General features: G+C 68.0%; 14 protein-coding genes and 3 pseudogenes. 8 read left to right on the top strand and 9 right to left on the bottom strand.

Going from position 1 to position 17,114, the window contains the following annotated elements; translation table 11 throughout:
* Positions 1-140: 140 nt before the first annotated feature.
* Positions 141-1,013 (bottom strand): RNA polymerase sigma-70 factor, encoded by an 873-nt coding sequence (locus ACFRMN_RS15755; protein WP_383019172.1) that lies wholly within the window; start codon positions 1,011-1,013, stop codon positions 141-143.
* Entirely contained in the window at positions 1,010-1,588 is a 579-nt protein-coding gene (locus ACFRMN_RS15750) for a carboxymuconolactone decarboxylase family protein (protein ID WP_383019169.1), read from the bottom strand. Before ACFRMN_RS15750 ends, ACFRMN_RS15755 begins: the two co-directional genes overlap by 4 nt.
* Before the next feature lie 858 nt (positions 1,589-2,446).
* On the opposite strand from ACFRMN_RS15750, the gene ACFRMN_RS15745 reads away from it, so the two are divergent.
* Positions 2,447-3,148 (top strand): CDP-diacylglycerol diphosphatase, encoded by a 702-nt coding sequence (locus tag ACFRMN_RS15745; RefSeq protein ID WP_383019166.1) that lies wholly within the window; start codon positions 2,447-2,449, stop codon positions 3,146-3,148.
* A gap of 93 nt (positions 3,149-3,241) precedes the next feature.
* On the opposite strand, the gene ACFRMN_RS15740 is transcribed toward ACFRMN_RS15745, so the two are convergent.
* The gene (locus ACFRMN_RS15740; RefSeq protein ID WP_383019164.1) at positions 3,242-3,337 is read right to left on the bottom strand and encodes a DUF6207 family protein; all 96 of its coding nucleotides are present in this window, start codon (positions 3,335-3,337) and stop codon (positions 3,242-3,244) included.
* A gap of 35 nt (positions 3,338-3,372) precedes the next feature.
* Between ACFRMN_RS15740 and ACFRMN_RS15735 the strand changes: the two genes are divergently transcribed.
* Complete coding sequence (locus ACFRMN_RS15735) at positions 3,373-3,771, top strand: hypothetical protein (RefSeq protein WP_383019162.1); 399 nt, start codon at positions 3,373-3,375, stop codon at positions 3,769-3,771.
* Between the two features lie 105 nt (positions 3,772-3,876).
* Here the strand turns inward: ACFRMN_RS15735 and ACFRMN_RS15730 are convergent, their stop codons facing one another.
* Positions 3,877-4,542, bottom strand: a complete 666-nt coding sequence (locus ACFRMN_RS15730) for a TetR/AcrR family transcriptional regulator (RefSeq protein ID WP_383019159.1) — start codon at positions 4,540-4,542, stop codon at positions 3,877-3,879.
* A 108-nt stretch (positions 4,543-4,650) separates the two neighbouring features.
* Between ACFRMN_RS15730 and ACFRMN_RS15725 the strand changes: the two genes are divergently transcribed.
* Both ACFRMN_RS15725 and ACFRMN_RS15720 read left to right on the top strand, forming a co-directional pair.
* Positions 4,651-5,598: an SDR family NAD(P)-dependent oxidoreductase gene (locus ACFRMN_RS15725; protein WP_383019157.1), complete on the top strand. Its 948-nt coding sequence runs from the start codon at positions 4,651-4,653 to the stop codon at positions 5,596-5,598.
* 230 nt (positions 5,599-5,828) lie between these two features.
* Positions 5,829-8,967, top strand: a pseudogene (locus ACFRMN_RS15720) (Tn3 family transposase).
* A 47-nt stretch (positions 8,968-9,014) separates the two neighbouring features.
* On the opposite strand, the gene ACFRMN_RS15715 reads toward ACFRMN_RS15720, so the two are convergent.
* The gene (locus ACFRMN_RS15715; RefSeq protein ID WP_383019659.1) at positions 9,015-9,773 is read right to left on the bottom strand and encodes an SDR family NAD(P)-dependent oxidoreductase; all 759 of its coding nucleotides are present in this window, start codon (positions 9,771-9,773) and stop codon (positions 9,015-9,017) included.
* Positions 9,774-9,921: 148 nt separating this feature from the next.
* Between ACFRMN_RS15715 and ACFRMN_RS15710 the strand changes: the two genes are divergently transcribed.
* Positions 9,922-10,575 carry a TetR/AcrR family transcriptional regulator gene (locus tag ACFRMN_RS15710; RefSeq protein WP_383019154.1) on the top strand — a complete coding sequence of 218 codons (654 nt, stop codon included), beginning with the start codon at positions 9,922-9,924 and terminating at the stop codon, positions 10,573-10,575.
* A 209-nt stretch (positions 10,576-10,784) separates the two neighbouring features.
* A complete protein-coding gene (locus ACFRMN_RS15705; RefSeq protein ID WP_383019152.1) occupies positions 10,785-11,849 on the top strand; it encodes a recombinase family protein in 1,065 nt (354 codons plus the stop codon).
* Positions 11,850-12,222: 373 nt separating this feature from the next.
* On the opposite strand, the gene ACFRMN_RS15700 is transcribed toward ACFRMN_RS15705, so the two are convergent.
* Complete coding sequence (locus ACFRMN_RS15700; RefSeq protein WP_383019150.1) at positions 12,223-12,444, bottom strand: hypothetical protein; 222 nt, start codon at positions 12,442-12,444, stop codon at positions 12,223-12,225.
* Between the two features lie 140 nt (positions 12,445-12,584).
* Positions 12,585-13,304: pseudogene (locus ACFRMN_RS15695) on the bottom strand (helicase); the annotation flags it as partial.
* A gap of 499 nt (positions 13,305-13,803) precedes the next feature.
* On the opposite strand from ACFRMN_RS15695, the gene ACFRMN_RS15690 reads away from it, so the two are divergent.
* Positions 13,804-14,754 carry a hypothetical protein gene (locus tag ACFRMN_RS15690; RefSeq protein ID WP_383019147.1) on the top strand — a complete coding sequence of 317 codons (951 nt, stop codon included), beginning with the start codon at positions 13,804-13,806 and terminating at the stop codon, positions 14,752-14,754.
* Between the two features lie 505 nt (positions 14,755-15,259).
* Here ACFRMN_RS15690 and ACFRMN_RS15685 read toward each other — a convergent pair.
* Together ACFRMN_RS15685 and ACFRMN_RS15680 are read right to left on the bottom strand one after the other, a co-directional pair.
* Positions 15,260-15,451: pseudogene (locus ACFRMN_RS15685) on the bottom strand (transposase); the annotation flags it as partial.
* A 149-nt stretch (positions 15,452-15,600) separates the two neighbouring features.
* Positions 15,601-16,218: a DUF6000 family protein gene (locus ACFRMN_RS15680; protein WP_383019145.1), complete on the bottom strand. Its 618-nt coding sequence runs from the start codon at positions 16,216-16,218 to the stop codon at positions 15,601-15,603.
* Positions 16,219-16,614: 396 nt separating this feature from the next.
* Between ACFRMN_RS15680 and ACFRMN_RS15675 the strand changes: the two genes are divergently transcribed.
* Positions 16,615-17,064, top strand: a complete 450-nt coding sequence (locus ACFRMN_RS15675) for a Pycsar system effector family protein (protein WP_383019142.1) — start codon at positions 16,615-16,617, stop codon at positions 17,062-17,064.
* Positions 17,065-17,114 lie beyond the last annotated feature (50 nt).

Raw genomic sequence — 17,114 nt, 5'->3', positions numbered from 1 at the left:
TTGCCCTCTGTCCATTCCCCCCCCTTACCTTTTACAGTAAACCCCCCCAAACCCCACGCGGGTCCGGGCCGGTTTGGGGGGGGTTTTGTGCGGGGGGCTTTCCCCCCCCAAACCCCCACGACGCCAGAGCAGCGGCTGGCTTACCTTGCGAGTTCGGCCGGCTCGTCCAGTCTCGTCAGCTTCCGCGGGTTTCTCACCAAGTAGACCCGGGTGACCTGCCCGTTCTCCACCACGAAGCTCACCGCCGTGGCCAGCTCGCCGTCGATCTCGATCCGGCCCGCAGGTGCGCCGTTGAGCCACACGGCCGTCGTCGCGAGCGCGGCCACTTCCACCCGCCTCGCGCGCACGAGCACCTTCGCCACGAGCTCGACCCCGTGGATCGGAGCCAGAGCGGCGGCCGCCAGCCCGCCACCATCGGCGATCAAGACCACGTCCGGCGCCATGACCTCCACCAGCTCCTGCAACTGCCCAGTGCGCAAAGCGAGCAGGAACCGCTCCACCACGGCCTGCTGCTCCGACCGGCTCACCTGCACCCGCGGCCGCCGGGCCGCCACATGCTCGCGTGCCCGCCGCGCGATCTGCCGCACCGCGGCGGCGGACTTCCCGATGGCCTCGGCGATCTCGCCGTACGGCAGCTCGAAGACCTCGCGGAGCACGAACACCGCCCGCTCCGTCGGCCCGAGCGTTTCGAGGACGGTCAGCATCGCGATCGAGACGCTCTCCGCGAGCTCTACGTCCTCGGCGACATCAGGGCTGGTCAGCAACGGTTCCGGCAGCCACTCGCCGACGTAGTCCTCGCGGCTGCGTGCCAACGTACGCAGCCGGTTGAGCGCCTGCCGCGTGACGGTCCTGACGAGGTACGCCCGCGCGTCGCTCACCCGCGACCGGTCGACCTCGGCCCACCGCAGCCAGGACTCCTGCAGCACGTCCTCCGCGTCGGCCGCGGAGCCGAGCATCTCGTAGGCGACCGTGAACAGCAGGCTGCGATGGGCGACGAACGGGTCCTCGGTCATGCCGTCGACGCTACGCCGGACGTCTCAGGACGCGCAGCCAGCGGGATCTCGCAGGCATCGGAGTAGCCCTGCGAGGTGATCCCATGTGCCGTGTTGCACCTGGCCGCCAGGTTGGCGAAGCCGATGAACACGGTGAGCTCGACCAGCGCCGCCGGGCCGAGCCGGCCGAGCAGACTCGCCGACAGCTCATCGGTGACGGTCGTCGGCGTGTTCGTCATGGCCTCGGCGTACTCCATCACCTCCCGCTCCAACGGCGTGAACACCTCCGACTCCCTCCAGCGCGGCACCTGGCTCGCCTTGGCCAGGTCGAGGTTCTGGTTCAGTGCCGCGAAGTAGTTGATGTCGAGGCACCAACTGCAGCCGACCTGTGCCGCGACGGCCATGTGCGCGAACGTCTTGAGGCTCGCGTCGACCGCGTCCCAGGTGCTCACCTTGGCTGAGAACTCCTGGTTGGCCTCGGCGAGCTTGGGGTTGTGCCACAGCACCTCGTTGGGCTCGGGCACGGAACCGAGCTGCTTGATCAGGTTTTCGCGCAGCTCGGCGGGGAGCTCGGCCTTCGGGACGCGTAGCGCCATGGTGTTCTCCTTGGACGTTTGCCTGTTTGGCATGAAGACACCACCGGGCCCGCGAATGTGACAACCACCATCGCCACTGCGCATGGATCGTCAGCGCGCACAGGCCAAACCGCGGCCGCTCTCAGACGACGGTGACCGGAAGGTCATTCCTCCTCGCCGGCGCGTCCGGGCCAACGGCTGCCTCGCCCCCGCTGGCAGACACCACCGACCTCGCCGAGCTGGACCTCGACATCCAGATTTCGGAGACCGAGGGCGAGGGCCCCGCGTTCGCGTCCGGTGGCGCCACCTCGCCAAGCACGTTCGGGTCGCCCTGCGGAGGATCGTCCGCGTACTGGACGTACGTGGACGACTCCGACAACGCGGCGAGCGCGCGTGCCGGGCGTCACAGGCCAGGCGGGACTTTCGAAACACGCCCTAGTGAACGGGAGGTCGCCCCGCGGTTCAGGGTGACCCGGATGTCGGCGAACCGCCGGCGGCGGACGTTGGCGTCGGGCGGTCGGCAGGCCCTGGTCTCCAAGGGCCCTGGCGGCGCCCGCTGCAAACTCGACGCGGCTGCGCAGTGCCTCCGTCGTCCAGGAGGCGTTGCTGCCGATCCTCACGGCTGTGGATCCGGGATCAGCTGGTACTTGCCGGCCGTGGCGCCGGATCCGCTGCGAGGTGGCCAGACGATTCCATTTCGTGCGGGGCACCGGAGCGGCAACCGCCCAGGCGACCGCGGTGCGCATCGAGGGAGGCGCTGGGACCTTCAGGTGACTTCTCGGACGATCGGCTTGAGCGCTCGACGGGCAGGGCACCTCTGTCTCCGGCCGGGCCGGAACACACGGTTTCGGTCGGCCCCATCCACAGCTGAGGTGTTTCGTGTCCACGGAGAATCGAGAGAATTCAGTCGGCGCCGCTCCGCTCACGGACGATTGCGGCGGCCCGTTGGACGAGGTATGGCTCTGGAAGCAAGTTCAGAGGTGCGTCAAAGAAAAGCCCGGTCCCTGCGAGGAGGTTGACAGCGGTTACGCGGTGATGCGTGGCAAATCTGGAAGCAAGGTGCACTATCTGCTGGTTCCCACCGAGCGAATCAAAGGAATCGAGTGCCCCACAATCTGGAAGCCTGGGGCCACGGACTACTGGCTTGCCGCCGCTAATAGGGTCCCCACTTACTTCCACGGGCAAGGGATGACTGTGGGGCTGGGCATCAACTCCAAGTACAGACGGGATGAAGAGCAACTGCACATTCACATGGTGGCGTTCGCCACCAATGCGGCACAGGACCTCAAGGAAAAGGACAAGAGCATTCCGACGAGCGCAAGCCAATGGAAAAGTGCAATTTTCCCGGTGAGGGGCCATGCCTCGTCTGATACGCGCAACTACCGGGTCCTGCGGGTCGACAATTTTGCCGACAACCCGTTCTCGCTACTCAGGAATCACGTGCTCACGGCCGACAGTCAAATGCAGTACCAGATGATGGTCATGATCCCACGGGCAAAGGGCTACTACATCCTGAACAGTGAGAGCTCTCTTTCCGGCGGCACCGACTCCATCGACCACCTCCTCAAAACCGGGACATAGCCTGGGCGAGGGCGGCGAGCCGCAGGAAAAGGCGGCACCCTTCCAGCCCGGCGGCGACCGGTCCCGCTGACCCGGCGTCGGCGATCCGTCACCTCACGAACCGCATTTCGGCGCTTGCCCGTCCGAGGCGGCAATGTCCACGACGACCAGTCCTGGCACCGCGATGTGTGCGCCCCTGATCGGCCTCATGTCCTGCTCGACACCCCGATTCCCGGACCGCCGCCGTGCCGAGTGCCCGCAAGAGGAGTACCGCGAGCTCACCGAGCAGGAATGACACGCCTTCCAGCAGCAGTTCGAGCCGTTGGAAGGTCTCTCTCGGCACCTGCGGCCGGACCTACGGCACTCCCTGCAAGGGCTCAGGCCCGGTTCTGGCCGAGTGGGACGCCCACATTGCGGCCCACGGCAAGGCCACCCCTGGTGAGGCGAAACGCGATGCCGCCATCGCCGACCTCAAGAAGCGCCTGACCGCGAAGACCCAGGAGTGCACGCTCCTGGAGAAGAAGCTGAAGGCCGCCCAGACAGCGATCGCCGCCCTCTTCCATGACAACGAGGCCCTAGGACAGCAACTCGCCAAGGACGCCTCATCCACCGTCACCCCTTTCCGCCCTCGCGGCCCCCACTAACGCATCAGGTCACATGCACGGATCGCTGCGTTCGGGCACCCCGGCCTCCACCGTCCGAGCGCGCGAGAAGTGCGAGGATTTTTTCCTGTTCCAGTGCGTCGCAGGTCAGCTGCGGGGGAGCGCGCCCAGGAGGGTTGCCGTCAGGGCCAGCTTCAAGTAGTCCTTCAGCTCCAGGTGGAAGCGGGCGAGGTCGGGCTCGGCCTGGTAGGCCGCCTGCAGGCTGGGTGGGGGTGTGCTGTACGCCGGCAGCGCGCCGGCCATGAGCATGGTCTGCAGGCTGAACAGCGTCGCGTTCTCGCCCAGCTCCGGCAGGTACTTCAGGAGCAGGGCGGTCATGGTTGTCAGGCGGTCCAGGGAGGCGCGCTTGTAGCGTGCGACGACCGCGACGGAGACGTTGTGCTCCAGGACGCTGCTCTGTGCGCCGAAGAGGTCGCACAGCACCACTCGGCCGGAAAGTGAGCGACTGAGAATCTCGGCCACCGCTGCCGCTCGCTCGGCCATGGGCAGATCCTCGTCGATGCCGGCGGCCAACTCGCCTGCCAGTTCCGTCAGCCACTCCCGCAGGAGGCGGTCCAGCAGTTCCAGCAGTACCGCCTCGCGAGACTCGAAGTAGCGCAGCACGTTGGGCTTCGCCAGTCCTACGCGGCGGCTGAGCTCGTTCAGGGTGACCGCGGCCACGGGCATCTCATCGAGCATCGCCGACGCCATGTCGAGGATCGCCCGTCGGCGGATCTCCCGCTGCTCTTCGGTTCGCGCCCGCTGGAAAGTCACGATCACCATCGTAACTTAAGTACCTGCGGTACGTTGACAGCGTACCGCGGGTACTTTATCGTCGTGACCACAAGATACCTCCGGTACGTAATTGGATGGGAGTCCGACATGAGTGAAAAGTGGACGACGGCGAATATTCCCGACCAGCGCGGGCGGGTGGCCCTGGTGACCGGGGCCAACACCGGACTGGGGTACGAGACCGCCAAGGCGCTCGCCGAGCGCGGGGCCTCCGTGGTGCTCGCCGTGCGCAACGTCGAGAAGGGCGAGCGGGCCGCAGCGCGCATGACCGGCGACGTGACCGTACAGGCGCTGGACCTGACCTCGCTCGACTCCGTCCGGACCGCGGCGGCGGCGCTGCGGTCCCGGCTCGACCGGATCGACCTGCTGATCAACAACGCCGGCGTGATGTACACCCCGAAGCAGACCACCCGGGACGGCTTCGAGATGCAGTTCGGCACCAACCACCTCGGCCACTTCGCGCTCACCGGGCTGCTGCTGGACCTGATCCTGCCGGTGCCCGGCTCGCGCGTGGTGACGGTCAGCAGCACCGGCCACCGCATCCGGGCCGCGATCCACTTCGACGACCTGCACTGGGAGCGGTCCTACAGCCGGGCCGCCGCCTACGGTCAGTCCAAACTGGCCAACCTCATGTTCACCTACGAGCTACAGCGACGGCTCGCCACGCACGGCACCACCATCGCGGTGGCCGCACACCCCGGCATGTCCAGCACCGAGCTCGCCCGCAATAGCCCCGCGACCCTCCGCCTTCCGCTCACCTGGCTCGCGCCACTGATCACCCAGACGCCGGCGATGGGCGCGCTGCCGATCCTGCGCGCCGCCACCGACCCCGCCGCGCTCGGCGGCCAGTACTACGGCCCCGGCGGACGCAACGAGGTCAAGGGCCACCCCCGGCTGGTCACCTCCAGCCCGCAGTCGTACGAGGTAGCCGTCCAGCAGCGGCTGTGGGCCGTCTCCGAAGACCTCACCGGGGCGAAGTTCCCCATCGCCGAGTTCAGGCAGAACCCGCTTTCCTCCGGATCGGCCGCCACCCCGTAGCCCGCGCTGGTAACAGGCGCTGACCCGTCCCGGCGCAAGCGGATGGTGCCAAGGCCGACGAGGCGCACGCACTCCGCTTCGTGGGCGGCCATCCGCCCGCGTCGCCGTGCAGGCCGCTTGCGGCGCATACGTCCAGGTGGGCAGTACATGGTGGTCTTGCCCTCGGGACCCTGCTGAAAGAACCGCTGCATCAGATGATCGGTCAGAAGTGGCCTAACCGGGGATGTCTCATGAGACATGCTGAGCGCGCAGAATACGACCAGGCCGAGGCGTACGGGAAGTTCGCCGAGGAGCCGGCCCGCCCTGAGCTGGAGCGGTTCTTCTTCTTGGACGACGTCGACCGCGATCTGATTGCGTTGCGGCGCTCCACGCATCACCAACTGGGCTTCGCGCTCCAGATGTGCACCGTGCGCTACATCGGCCGGTTTTTCCCGGACGATCCACTCGACGCCCCGTGGTCGGTGGTCGAGCACTTGGCCGCGCAGCTCGGCATCGAGGACCCGTCGGTGGTGAAGCGGTACACCGAGCGGCCGAAGACGGCCTACGAGCACGCGTGGGAGATCCGGGACGCCTACGAGTACCACGAGTACGAGGGCTCGGAGTGGTCTCGGCGGTTCCGTACGTTCCTGCACGGGCGGGCCTGGACGCACGCCGAGGGGCCGAAGGCACTGTTCGGCAACGCGGTGGGGTGGCTGCGCCGCAACCGGGTGCTGCTGCCGGGGGTGAGCGTGCTGGCCCGGCAGGTGTCGGAGGTCCGGACGGTCGCGGACAAGCGGTTGCACGCCACCGTCGCGGGAGCCGCACGCCGCGTGGATGCGGCGCTGCCCGGCGATCTGGCGGAGACGCTGACGACGCCGGAGGGCTCGCGGTTCTCGGAGCTGGAGTGGCTGCGCCGGCCGCCGACGCGGACCACCGGGACGGCGTTCGCCCGCGCGCTGGAGCGGGTGGACGAGATCAGCACGTACCGGCTCGGGTGGTTGAAGCTGTCGCAGATCCCGCCGAACCGGATGGCGGCGCTCGCCCGGTACGCGTTGGGGTCGAAGGCGGCGTTGCTGGAGCGAGCGGGCGGCGGAGCCGAAGCGCACGGTGATGCTCACCGCGGTGATGCGGCACCTGGAGGCGAAGGCGATCGAAGAGGCTCTGGACCTGTTCCAGGTCCTCATGGCCTCCCGGCTGCTGAACACGGCGAAGCGGAAGACGGAGAAGGAACGGCTGTCCACGATGCCGCAGCTGGAGAAGGCGTCCAGCTTGGTCGCCCGCGCGTGGGAGATGCTGGTCGAGGAGCTGGAGACGGTCGAGGAACACGGCACCGACGTGGACGTGACCGCGCTGTGGGCGGCGCTGGAGGAAGTCGCCCCGCGCGCCGCCGTGACGACCGCCGCGGCCACGGTGGTCTCCCTGGTGCCTGAGGGTGAGGACGCGGCCGGGATCGCGATGTGGGCCGCGCTCGTGACCCGGTACCACACGGTGAAGCCGTTCCTCGCCCTGCTGGGCGAGTCGAAAGCGCTGTCCGCGGCCAGTGGCGGCAAGCGGGTCCTCGCCGAGGTCCGGGCGCTTCCGGTGCTGGCCCGGCGGAAAGTGAGCGTGAAGCCGCCGCTGCCGCGCGAGGTCGACGACAAGCTGATGCCGCCGGCCTGGCGCAAGGCGGTCTGCGCCAACCCCGATCTGCCGCAGGGCGCGGTGGACCGGGACGCGTACGTGGTCTGCGTGCTGGAGCAGTTACACCGGGCCCTGAACAACCGCGATGTGTTCGCCGCCCCTTCGCACCGCTGGTCCAACCCGCGGGCCCGCCTGCTGGAGGGCCCCGAGTGGGAGGCCGTGTGCAAGGACGTCCTGGCGGCCCTGAGCCTGGACTTGCCCGTCGAGGAGCACTTGGCGGAGCTGGTGCGCGGCCTGGACGCGGGGTGGAAGCAGCTCCTCGAACGCCTCGAAGAGGCCGGACCGGCAGCGAAGGTCACCATCGAGGTGCAGGACAACGGGCGGGCGAAGCTGAACGTCGACAAGCTCGGCGCCCTGGGTGAACCGAAGTCCCTGGCCTCGCTGCGCAAGCGGGTCGAGGAGATGCTCCCGAAGATCGACCTGCCGGACCTGCTGTTCGAGGTGCACTCCTGGACCGGCTTCCTCGACGCCTTCGTCCACCTCGGCGACGGCACCACCCGCAGGAAGGACCTGGCCACCTCCCTCGTCGCCCTGCTCGTGTCGGAGGCGTGCAACATCGGCCTGACCCCGGTGGTGAACCCGGCGCACGAGGCCCTCACCCGGGCCCGACTCGTCCACGTCGATCAGTACTACCCGCGCGCCGACACCATCACCGCGGCAAACGCGAAGCTGATCGAGGCCCAAGCCCAGGTGCCCATCGTGCAGTTCTGGGGCAACGGACTACTCGCCTCGGTCGACGGACTGCGGTTCGTCGTCCCCGTGCGCACGATCAGCTCGGCGCCGTCACCGAAGTACTTCGGCTTCAAGCGCGGTATCACCTGGCTCAATGCCGTCAACGACCAGGTCGCGGGCATCGGGCAGATGGTCGTGCCCGGCACCCCGCGCGACTCCCCGCACATCCTGGACGCGCTGCTGAACCTCGACGGCGGAGTCAAGCCCGAGGTGGTGGCGACCGACAACGCCTCCTACTCCGACATGGTGTTCGGCCTGTTCAAGATCCTCGGCCGCAACTTCAGCCCGCGGTTCGGGGACCTGGACGACCAGCGGTTCTGGCGCGCGACCATGCCCGGGGCGGAGACCGGAGTGTACGGAGTGCTGGAGGACCTGGCCCGTAACCGGGTCAACCTGAACAAGGTGATCACGCACTGGCCGGACATGCTGAAGGTCGCCGGCTCCCTGGTCACCAACCAGGTCCGTGCCTACGACCTGCTGCGAATGTTCGGCCGCGAGGGACGCCCCACCCCGCTGGTGCAGGCGTTCGCCGAATACGGGCGCATCGCCAAGACCGAACACCTGCTCCGCGTGGTCGACCCGGTCGACGACACCTACCGCCGGCAAATGAACCGCCGGCTCACTGTGCAGGAGTCCCGCCACAAGCTCGCCCGCGATGTGTGCCACGGCAAGCGCGGCACCATCCACCAGGCGTACCGCGACGGCATGGAGGACCAGCTCGGCGCGCTCGGTCTGGTCCTCAACGCCATCGTGCTCTGGACGACGCGCTACATCGACGCCGCCGTCGCCCAGCTCCAGGCTGAGGGCCACGAACTCCGCGAGGAGGACATCGCCCGGCTCTCCCCGCTCAAGCACCGCAACCTGAACCTGCTCGGCCGCTACAGCTTCACCGCCTCGACCCCCGCCGCCGGCGTCCTGCGCCCGCTTCGGGACCCTGATGCGCCGGAGCTGGACGAGGACGAGACCGGCGGGGAGTGAGTCGGGACCGTCGCTGCCTGCGTCTCTACAGGCCGTCGCCCGGTCGCTCAGAGGAGGGCGCCGCCGGAGACCTCAATGCGCTGGGCGGTGACCCAGCGCAGGCCCTCGGAGGCCAGCGTGGCGATGGCGTCGCCGATCTCCTCAGGTTCGCCGACGCGGCCGAGCGCGGTCTGTCCGGCCAGAACCTGGCGCATCTCGGCGTCGTCCCGCATCGCTCCACCGTTGAAATCGGTGGCGGTCGGTCCCGGGGCGATGGAGTTGACCCGGATTCCGCGCGGGCCGAGTTCTGCGGCGAGGGTACGGCTCAAGGCTTCGACGGCGGCCTTCGAGGCGGAGTAGACCGAGGTGGCGGGGCTGGTGTGGCGGGTCAGTGACGTCGAGACGTTGATGACGCGGCCGCCTCGGTTCAGCAGCGGCACAAGTGACTGGATGAGGAAGAACGTGCCCCGGACGTTGGTGCCCATCACCGTGTCGAAGTCGTCGATCGTGACGTCCTCCAGCGGTCCGAAGATCCCCACTCCCGCGTTGTTGACCAAGATGTCGAGCCGCGAAGTACCCCAGCGCTCCAACTGCTCGCTCAGTTCGGAGGTGAAGGACGCGAAAGAGGAGACGTCGCTGATGTCGAGCCGGAGAACAGCGGCAGTCCCACCCACCGCCTGCACCTGTTCCACCGTCTTCTCAGCCCCGGCCGCATCACCGCGGTGGGTGACCAAGACCCGCATCCCGCGTGTGGCCAGAGCGATGGCCGCGCCACGTCCGAGGCCGCGATTCGCACCGGTCACCAAAGCGATCTTATCGATCGTCATGAACTGTTCCTCCACCGCGCGGCTACCGGAATTCACCCGGCGCCACAGATAGGATGCGAGTCACTCGACTCGCCTTGCTCTCGTACCGTAAGCAGGACCATTGAGGCGAGTCAAGTGACTCGCCTCGGGTCTGCGGCATACTGTCCGCATGGCAGCAGAACTCTCCGCACACCACCGCAGACTCGCTCAGCAGAAACGCGAGGCGATCACCACCGCAGCCACAGAACTGTTTTTGGACCGTGGCTACGACGGCACCTCACTAGCCCGGATCGCCGAAGCGGCCGGGGTCTCGAAGTCCACCCTGTTCAAGCGGTTCCCCACCAAGGCGGCCCTCTTCGAGGCCATCGTCACCGAGTCCTGGCAGCGTGACGCCGGCGACGCTGCCGCGCGGCCACAGACCGGAGATCTGCGCTCCGGACTGACAACCGTCGGCCACCGCTATGCCGACCTGATCGGCCGGCCCGGCATGACAGCCCTGTTCCGGATCGTCATCGCCGAACTGCCTCGTTTCCCCGAACTGGGACGGATGCAGTTCCAGCTCGGCAAACTGCCCTACTTCACCTCAGTTCAGCACTACTTGGAATCCGAGCACGAGGCGGGCAACGCTGATGTCCCGGACGCGGCGAGCGCCGCGAACCAGTTCCTCGGCATGATCGCCAACTACGTCCTGTGGCCCCGCATGCTGCTGACCGACTGGAATCCCGCAGCCTCCGACATCCACGACGCCGTCGAACAGGCCGTCCAGACCATGCTCGCCAGATACACCCCGACCCGCCGGCCTGACCCGAAGCCGGAACGTTGACACTGGCGCGCAATGCTCAACATCCGCGACGCCTCCACTCAGCGGCGCATGTCGGTAAACGATCGTTTGCCGACAGGCGGCCGACGCGTCCAATGAACCCGTGCAGTCCACGGGTTCGCGGCGGCTCGAATCCCATCAGATCCGATGATGATCGCTGACAGGGTTTGACGACAGGTAAGGTCCGATCCTCCCTACGGAAGGGGCCCGCAGTGGCGAACCTGGTCTACAAGCGGGTCTCGACCGACCAGCAGTCGACCGCCCGGCAGAACCTCGTCCCGGACGAGGCCGGGATCGAGGACCCGGTCGTCTTCGAGGAGGACCCGGCGGGCACCTCCAGCCGCCTCCACCCGCTCCAGCGGCCGAAGTTCCGCGAACTGCTCACCTACGCGAGGCCGGGCGACACCGTGCACATCTCCGAGATGTTCCGCCTCGTACGAGACACAGGGCACATCCTCGACGTGCTCGACATTTTTCACCGCGAGCAGGTGGCCCTGCGCATCCACGACGGCGCGTTCTCCGCGATGGACCTCACCGCCCGCCACCCGCGCACCGGTGAGCTGCTGTCCACCGTGAAGTTCATGGTGCAGACTCTCGTCGCCGCCGGCGAACTCCAGCGCGACCTACAGCGGGACCTGACCCACGACGGGCTGCGCGCCGCCGAGGCCAAGGGCAGCAAGGGCGGACGCCGCCCTGCCGTCCCGGCCGACAAGACCGACGCCGTGCGCACCGCGTACCTGGAGAACCGCTCCGTCGCCGCCCTCGCCCGCGACCACGGCGTCAGCCGCGGCGCGATCCGCACGGCCGTCGCCGACCTTCTGCCCGATCACACCGGCGTCGAGGAGGACATCCCCGCCCCGGAGTTGCTGGTCACCCTCGATATGCCGGGCAAGGTCGCCGACTTCCTTCGCTCGGCCGACCTGGAGCCTGCCGAGCGGGCCGCGCTCGACGAGGGGGCGACCGTACGGCGAGGCCAGGGCTACACCCTGCGCGTGACCGCCATCCCGCCGTGCACCGTCAGCTCCTCGACCGCTGCCGGCCGCTCGACGGCGGCCAGGGTGTCCCGGCTGTTCCGGCCCAGCGCAAGGCCCGTCGCGAGTACGAGAACCGCGTCAGCACGCTCGCGCCGATCGGACCATGATCGTTCTCAGCGCCAACGGCTGTACCGATGTTCCTACCGACGCCAATTGCATCGGATGCGAATACGCGACACCCGACCTGGAGGCGGACCCAGAGCCCGCACAGAAACCGCCCACCGGGGGTGTTGGCCTCGCTGACCATGTCGGTGAGCGGCTTGAGCGGCTTGAGCGGCTTGAGCGGCCCCGGCCGCGGTTGCGGTCAAGTTCAGGCCGTTGAAGAGCACCAGCAGCGTCCACTCAAGACCCGCGGGTCGCCCGCCGGTCTCGACGTCCGGTCCTCGTCCCCATGCGGTTTGCCCGACCCCGGACGCCCCCAGCGCGACCGGATATCGCTGGCCAGGGCCAGGGCCAGGGCCAGGGCCAGGGCCAGGGCCAGGGCAACGATGGCGAGAACGAACCTGCCAAAGTCAAACGCAACCAGTCGATGCGGCAGCGACTGCCGGGCGAGCAGCCCGATCAGGACGAGCCCGACCCCCGGAGCAGCCGTCCCCGCCCGCAGCCCGAACGCGGTTCAGCGGGTCAGCGCGAAGCCGGCGAGCAGGACGGCGACCACGCAGAGGGTGAGGAAGACCTGGTGCCGACGCGGGACCTTGATGTTGTCCGTGGCCTCACCTCTGCGCCAGCGTTCGAGCACCTCTTTGAACAGCTTCCGCTGGGGGAGCAGGCCAAATGTCAGGCCGATGTGCGCGCACGAGTACATGACGAGCGATCTGGTCAGGTCAATGCCCTTCAACCGGCAGACATCGACGGGACCGAGGTCCGGGTGCGCCGCCCGGCCGCCGGGCGCAAGCGGGAGAAGTTCATCTCCGGAAAGAACAAGCAGAACGCCGTCAAGTCCGTGGTGGTCACCGACACTGAAGGGCGGCTGCTGTACGCCGCATCAGAGTCGAGCACGGCATCGGCAATCTGAGAGTCCACGGCCCGGATGTCCACGCCCTCACCCAGGACGCGGCAGTTCGAGAGCACGGCCCGCTGGGCGGTGGAGCCGAACTTGCCCAGCACCTCCCGCCGGCGCTCCGGGACGTGCTCACCCATCAGCCAGTCCGCCCAGATCTCCGCCGGGTACTTCTCCGGCTGGTCAGCGTGCAGCCGCTTGGCCACGCGCTCCAGGCCCTCCGCGTACGCCGCGGCCTCTATGGTCCGGTGGTGGAAGGTGATGCAGGTCTGGAGGTTGTGCTGCTCCATCGTGTGCAGCAGCGCGGCCTGGAGGGCGCCCAGGCGCTGCCCGCGGACCTCCTCGGTGTGCCGCTCCTCGCCCATCAGCCGCTCGGGCGTCACCACCGGGTCCTGGAGCTTCAGGGCGATGATCTGGTACCGCGCCAGCAGCTTCCGCGACACCGCCGACGCCAGCGACAGCTTGTAGAGGACCGGCCCGAAGACCTTCTCATCGTCCATCGAGGCCGCCATCTCGCGCGGCAGCGGATCGCGCACCCCCTCGGCGACCTCGCGGTTCAGCCGCTCCTCCCAGATCCGCGGCGTCGCCGTCAGGTACAGCCGCCGGTGCGCCGGGATCTTCGTCTGATCGTGAATGTCCGCCCATGCCTTACCCATTGACCCACTGGTCCGGTGCGCCTCATCGACACAGTGATGGTCTGCAGGGGAGTGGCAGTAGAGAGTCGTCATTTCGATGTCAGTGGCGTAGCCGTAGTGACCTGCTAGATGCCACTGACGGGCCGTGACGGACTAGTGCTGACACTAGTGACGAATGGCCGTGTCATTTTCATGCCGACTCCAACGGCATCGGTGGAGTTTGCGCAGGCCAGAGGTTGTCCGCTTTTTAGTCTCGTGTTCGGCGGACCGAGGAACGCTGGACTGCCCGGATCAATGCCTCGAGAGTGACTCCGTGCAATCTACCCACTACCGCGTACTGGTGGCTGTCTTGGTCGGTCTGCTCGCGGCTGCCGCAGCCGTGATCCTTGCCCACGTCGACTCCGAGCCGGTCACGCAGGCCGTACGGGATGCCGCTGTGGCGTTCGGCGGGACAACAACTCTCGGTCTGCTGCTGATTGGTGAGCTCCGCAGAACTTGTGGTGGAGGAGCCGAGTGAACCGGGTGCTGGGCGGAACACGTCTGGCTGCGCCAGTCCACCGCCGTGCACCGGCACCTGGTGCTTGAAGAGGCGTGGCAGATTCTTCTGTCCCCCGCCACCAGCGAACTCATCCAGCGGCTCCTGAAGAACTCCCGCAAGGCGGGGTTGTCGCTGGACGTGGTGATGCACACGCTGTCCGACCAGGGTGACGGAAGGGCCCGGGATCTGGCGCGTCTGTGCGAGGTTGCGCACGTCGGGCGCCTGGGTCCGGAGGAAGCGGCGATCGTCGGCGCGCTGCTCGGCTTGCCGGCCTGGGCCATCGCCAAGATTCCCACCCTGGATCCGGGGCAGGCTGTGTGGAAGGTCGGCCCCGGCTACGTCGACATCGTCCAGACCATCATCACCGAGGAGGAAGCAGGACTGACCGACACCTCGTCACGGCGCCGCAAGGCGCAGGAGGCCCAGGAAACAGTCAACGCGGCGGACCTCGAAGACGCCGACGAAGGCGTCGATCCGGACGAGGATGCCCTGGCCACGGTTGAACACGACTTCACCGAGCCCGGTGGTGACTGGGACTGGGACATGCCGCCGAATGTCATCGACGGCCGGCACCAGGACGTCCTCCAGGCCGCCAGAGAGGGCCGGTGCGGCGAGGCCGCCGATCTCGCCGCCCTCGGAGAGCGTGAGGACATCACCGTTCACGGCATCAACTCCGATGAGGCAGCGGCCCGGCTGTCCACCCGGGCCCAGGTCGCGGACCTGTGCGGAAGCCCCGCCCAGGCAGCGGGGCTGCGCGCTACCGTCACCCGCATGGGCAAAGACACCTCATGGTTCGAGAACAGTGAGAGCACCACACCGGAGTGGCACCGCGGCCCCGAATCGCCCACCGTCCTGCCTCCCGACGACGAGCCCACACCGACACGCCGACGGTGGCCCTACGTTGCAGCCATCGCCGCCCTGTCCATCGCCGTCGTGGTCGTGTGGCAGACCGCCAACAACGAACAGCACGAGTAAGAAGCCGACCAGAAAACCGCCGCGTACAAAGGCAGGTCGGAAGCGGCCCTCGACATCGACGGCGTCGACACAAACCTGGTCGCAGAGTGGGCCGAAAACAAGAAAAGCGTCATCCTGGAACTGCGGACACCATGGGAGCCGAACGCCAAGTACCTGCGCATCGATGCCTCAGGGCAAACCGCCAGCACCGAGCGCTCCGAAGACGAATCATTCGTCCGGACGCCCGAGGTAGTGCTACCCGTCACCGATCCCTTCGCCGAGGTAACGGTTCGGGTAGCGGTGGGCGGCAAAGGCTGGACGGAAGGAACGCGGGCGCCCTCCCGCACCATTCGACTCTCCCCCACCGGCAAGGCGATCGACGCCGAGACCGGAAAGCAACTGCCCAACTGACCTGATCCGCTACGGCTGATGGCCCGCATCCCCAGAACCCGGGGGTGTGGGCCATCAGCACGTAGCGGCCTCCGGACGCTCTGCCTGGTCCTTGTGTCACCGCCTCCGCGCGGCGGGCGGGGCCGAACATCTGGCGCTTGAGCATCTTGATTCGGTTGACGTGCCCTTCCACGACGCCCGAGCTCCAGGGCAGAGTCAGGCTGGCGATGACGGCGTCGCGGTCGCGTTCGATGCCTGCGGCGAGGGTGTGGAGGCTGGGCAGGTCGTCCCGCCGGACGGCATCGAGCCAGTCGGGCAGGCGCTCGCCCTGGCGCTCGGTGAGTATGGAACCGCCCTGACCACGGCTCATTTTCGGGCGACTTCACATGCTGCCCGGAGAAGCTCAGCCGTCACTCGGCGTGCCCGGAGCACAGAGGTTGAGCCAGAACCCAATCTCGTGAACAAAGCCAGGGGCGGTCATAGCGCCTCGGCGCATTCGTCGACGAACGCGCAAAGCCGACGAATGAGGCTCAAGAAGAAGGGGGTGGGGTCCGAGTCGCCCTGCATGTGAGGTGCATCCTGGAGCCACCGCTGCCACAGGCCACCCGGTTCCCGGAAGCGGTCGGCTTGACCACCTTCAAGGTTCAGGTCGATGAACTGGAGAGCGCCCATGACGATGGTTTGGTCGTATGCGAGGTCAGGGCGGCAGAGGTAGCGATCAAGGTAGGCGGCGAGCAGATCAGCGTCGCGCGCCGTTCCGAAACTGGCCAGGGCCACGCTGTAGGCCAGCCCGACACAGCAGACCTCGCTGGCCAGCAGGAGCTCCCCGAGGCGCTCACGGAACTCGGTCCGGCGGGAGACAGCTATGAGCCAAGCCGCAGTTCTCCGTTCTCTCCAACTGCCCTCAAGAAGCGTGGCGATCTCATCCGGGGTGATGAGTCCCGCGTCCTCACAGAGATCTCGCATGAATCGGTCGTACTCAGGACTTTGCATGCGCAGCAAGCTGCCGCCGAGCTTCAGATAACGCCGCTCGGGTGTGACATAGCGGCGAACCAGGGCCAGCAACTCGGCATCGTCACGAGGATCGCGTATCACACGACCGATCTTGCCTCGCTGATGCGGAACGGAGCCAGCCCGTTGCATGACGGCCCCGGCCTCCGCCGCTCACCGGCTGGCCGCGTGAGCCGAACCCCGTCCCGACCCCAAAGGCGGGGACGGGGCCCGCACAACCCGGGCGGCCGCAGCACTGGCAAAGGCCAGGCCGCCCGCTCTCACTCCTTCGAGATCAGGAGAAACCCAGCATGACGCATCGCTCCGCTCTCTTCGCCGCCGTGCTCGGGCTCGGCCGCGCCGGGTCGAACATCGGCGATCACCCGCTCGGCTCCCCGGACGAACCTCCGCTCTGACGGTCTCCCGTGCCGTCCCGGCCACCATGCGGCGGGGCGGTGCGGAGGGCCGGACAGCCCGGCCCGGTCATCGACGGGAGACGACGTGACGACCACCACCGACACCGACAAGAACCTGGACGCCGCCTGCGCTGCGGTCTCCAGCGAGATCGCCCGCACCGACAGCAAAGCCTCGCTCCTGCTCGCCTTCGCCGGCGCAGTCCTCGCCGGTCTCGCCAGCCTCGCCGACAACCAACTGCCGCTCGCCACGAAGATCTTCGGCGCCCTGGCTGTCATCGCCCTGGGCGTGGCGGCGGTGCTGCTCCTCCTGGTCGTCCGGCCCCGGCTGCACGGCAACGACCGGGCCAGCTTCCCGTACTGGGCGCGCCTGGACGAAGACGAGATCCGCGCCTGTATGCACGGCGACACCCGGGCGGCCCGGGTCCGGGTGCTGTCGAGCATCGCCCTGCGCAAGTTCACGCAGTTACGGCGTGCCGTCGACAGCATCCTCACCGCCCTGGCTCTGCTCGCCATCGCCGCAGCCTGCGCCCTCTGAACCGGCGGCACGCCCGCCCGGCTCCCGGCGCCTCCGCGTGCAGCGGCGGC

The organism is Streptomyces sp. NPDC056835 (assembly GCF_042789485.1).
GTDB lineage: Bacteria > Actinomycetota > Actinomycetes > Streptomycetales > Streptomycetaceae > Streptomyces.
The sequence above is the reverse complement of the archived record's forward strand: the minus strand, read 5'-3'. Positions and strand labels throughout refer to the sequence as shown.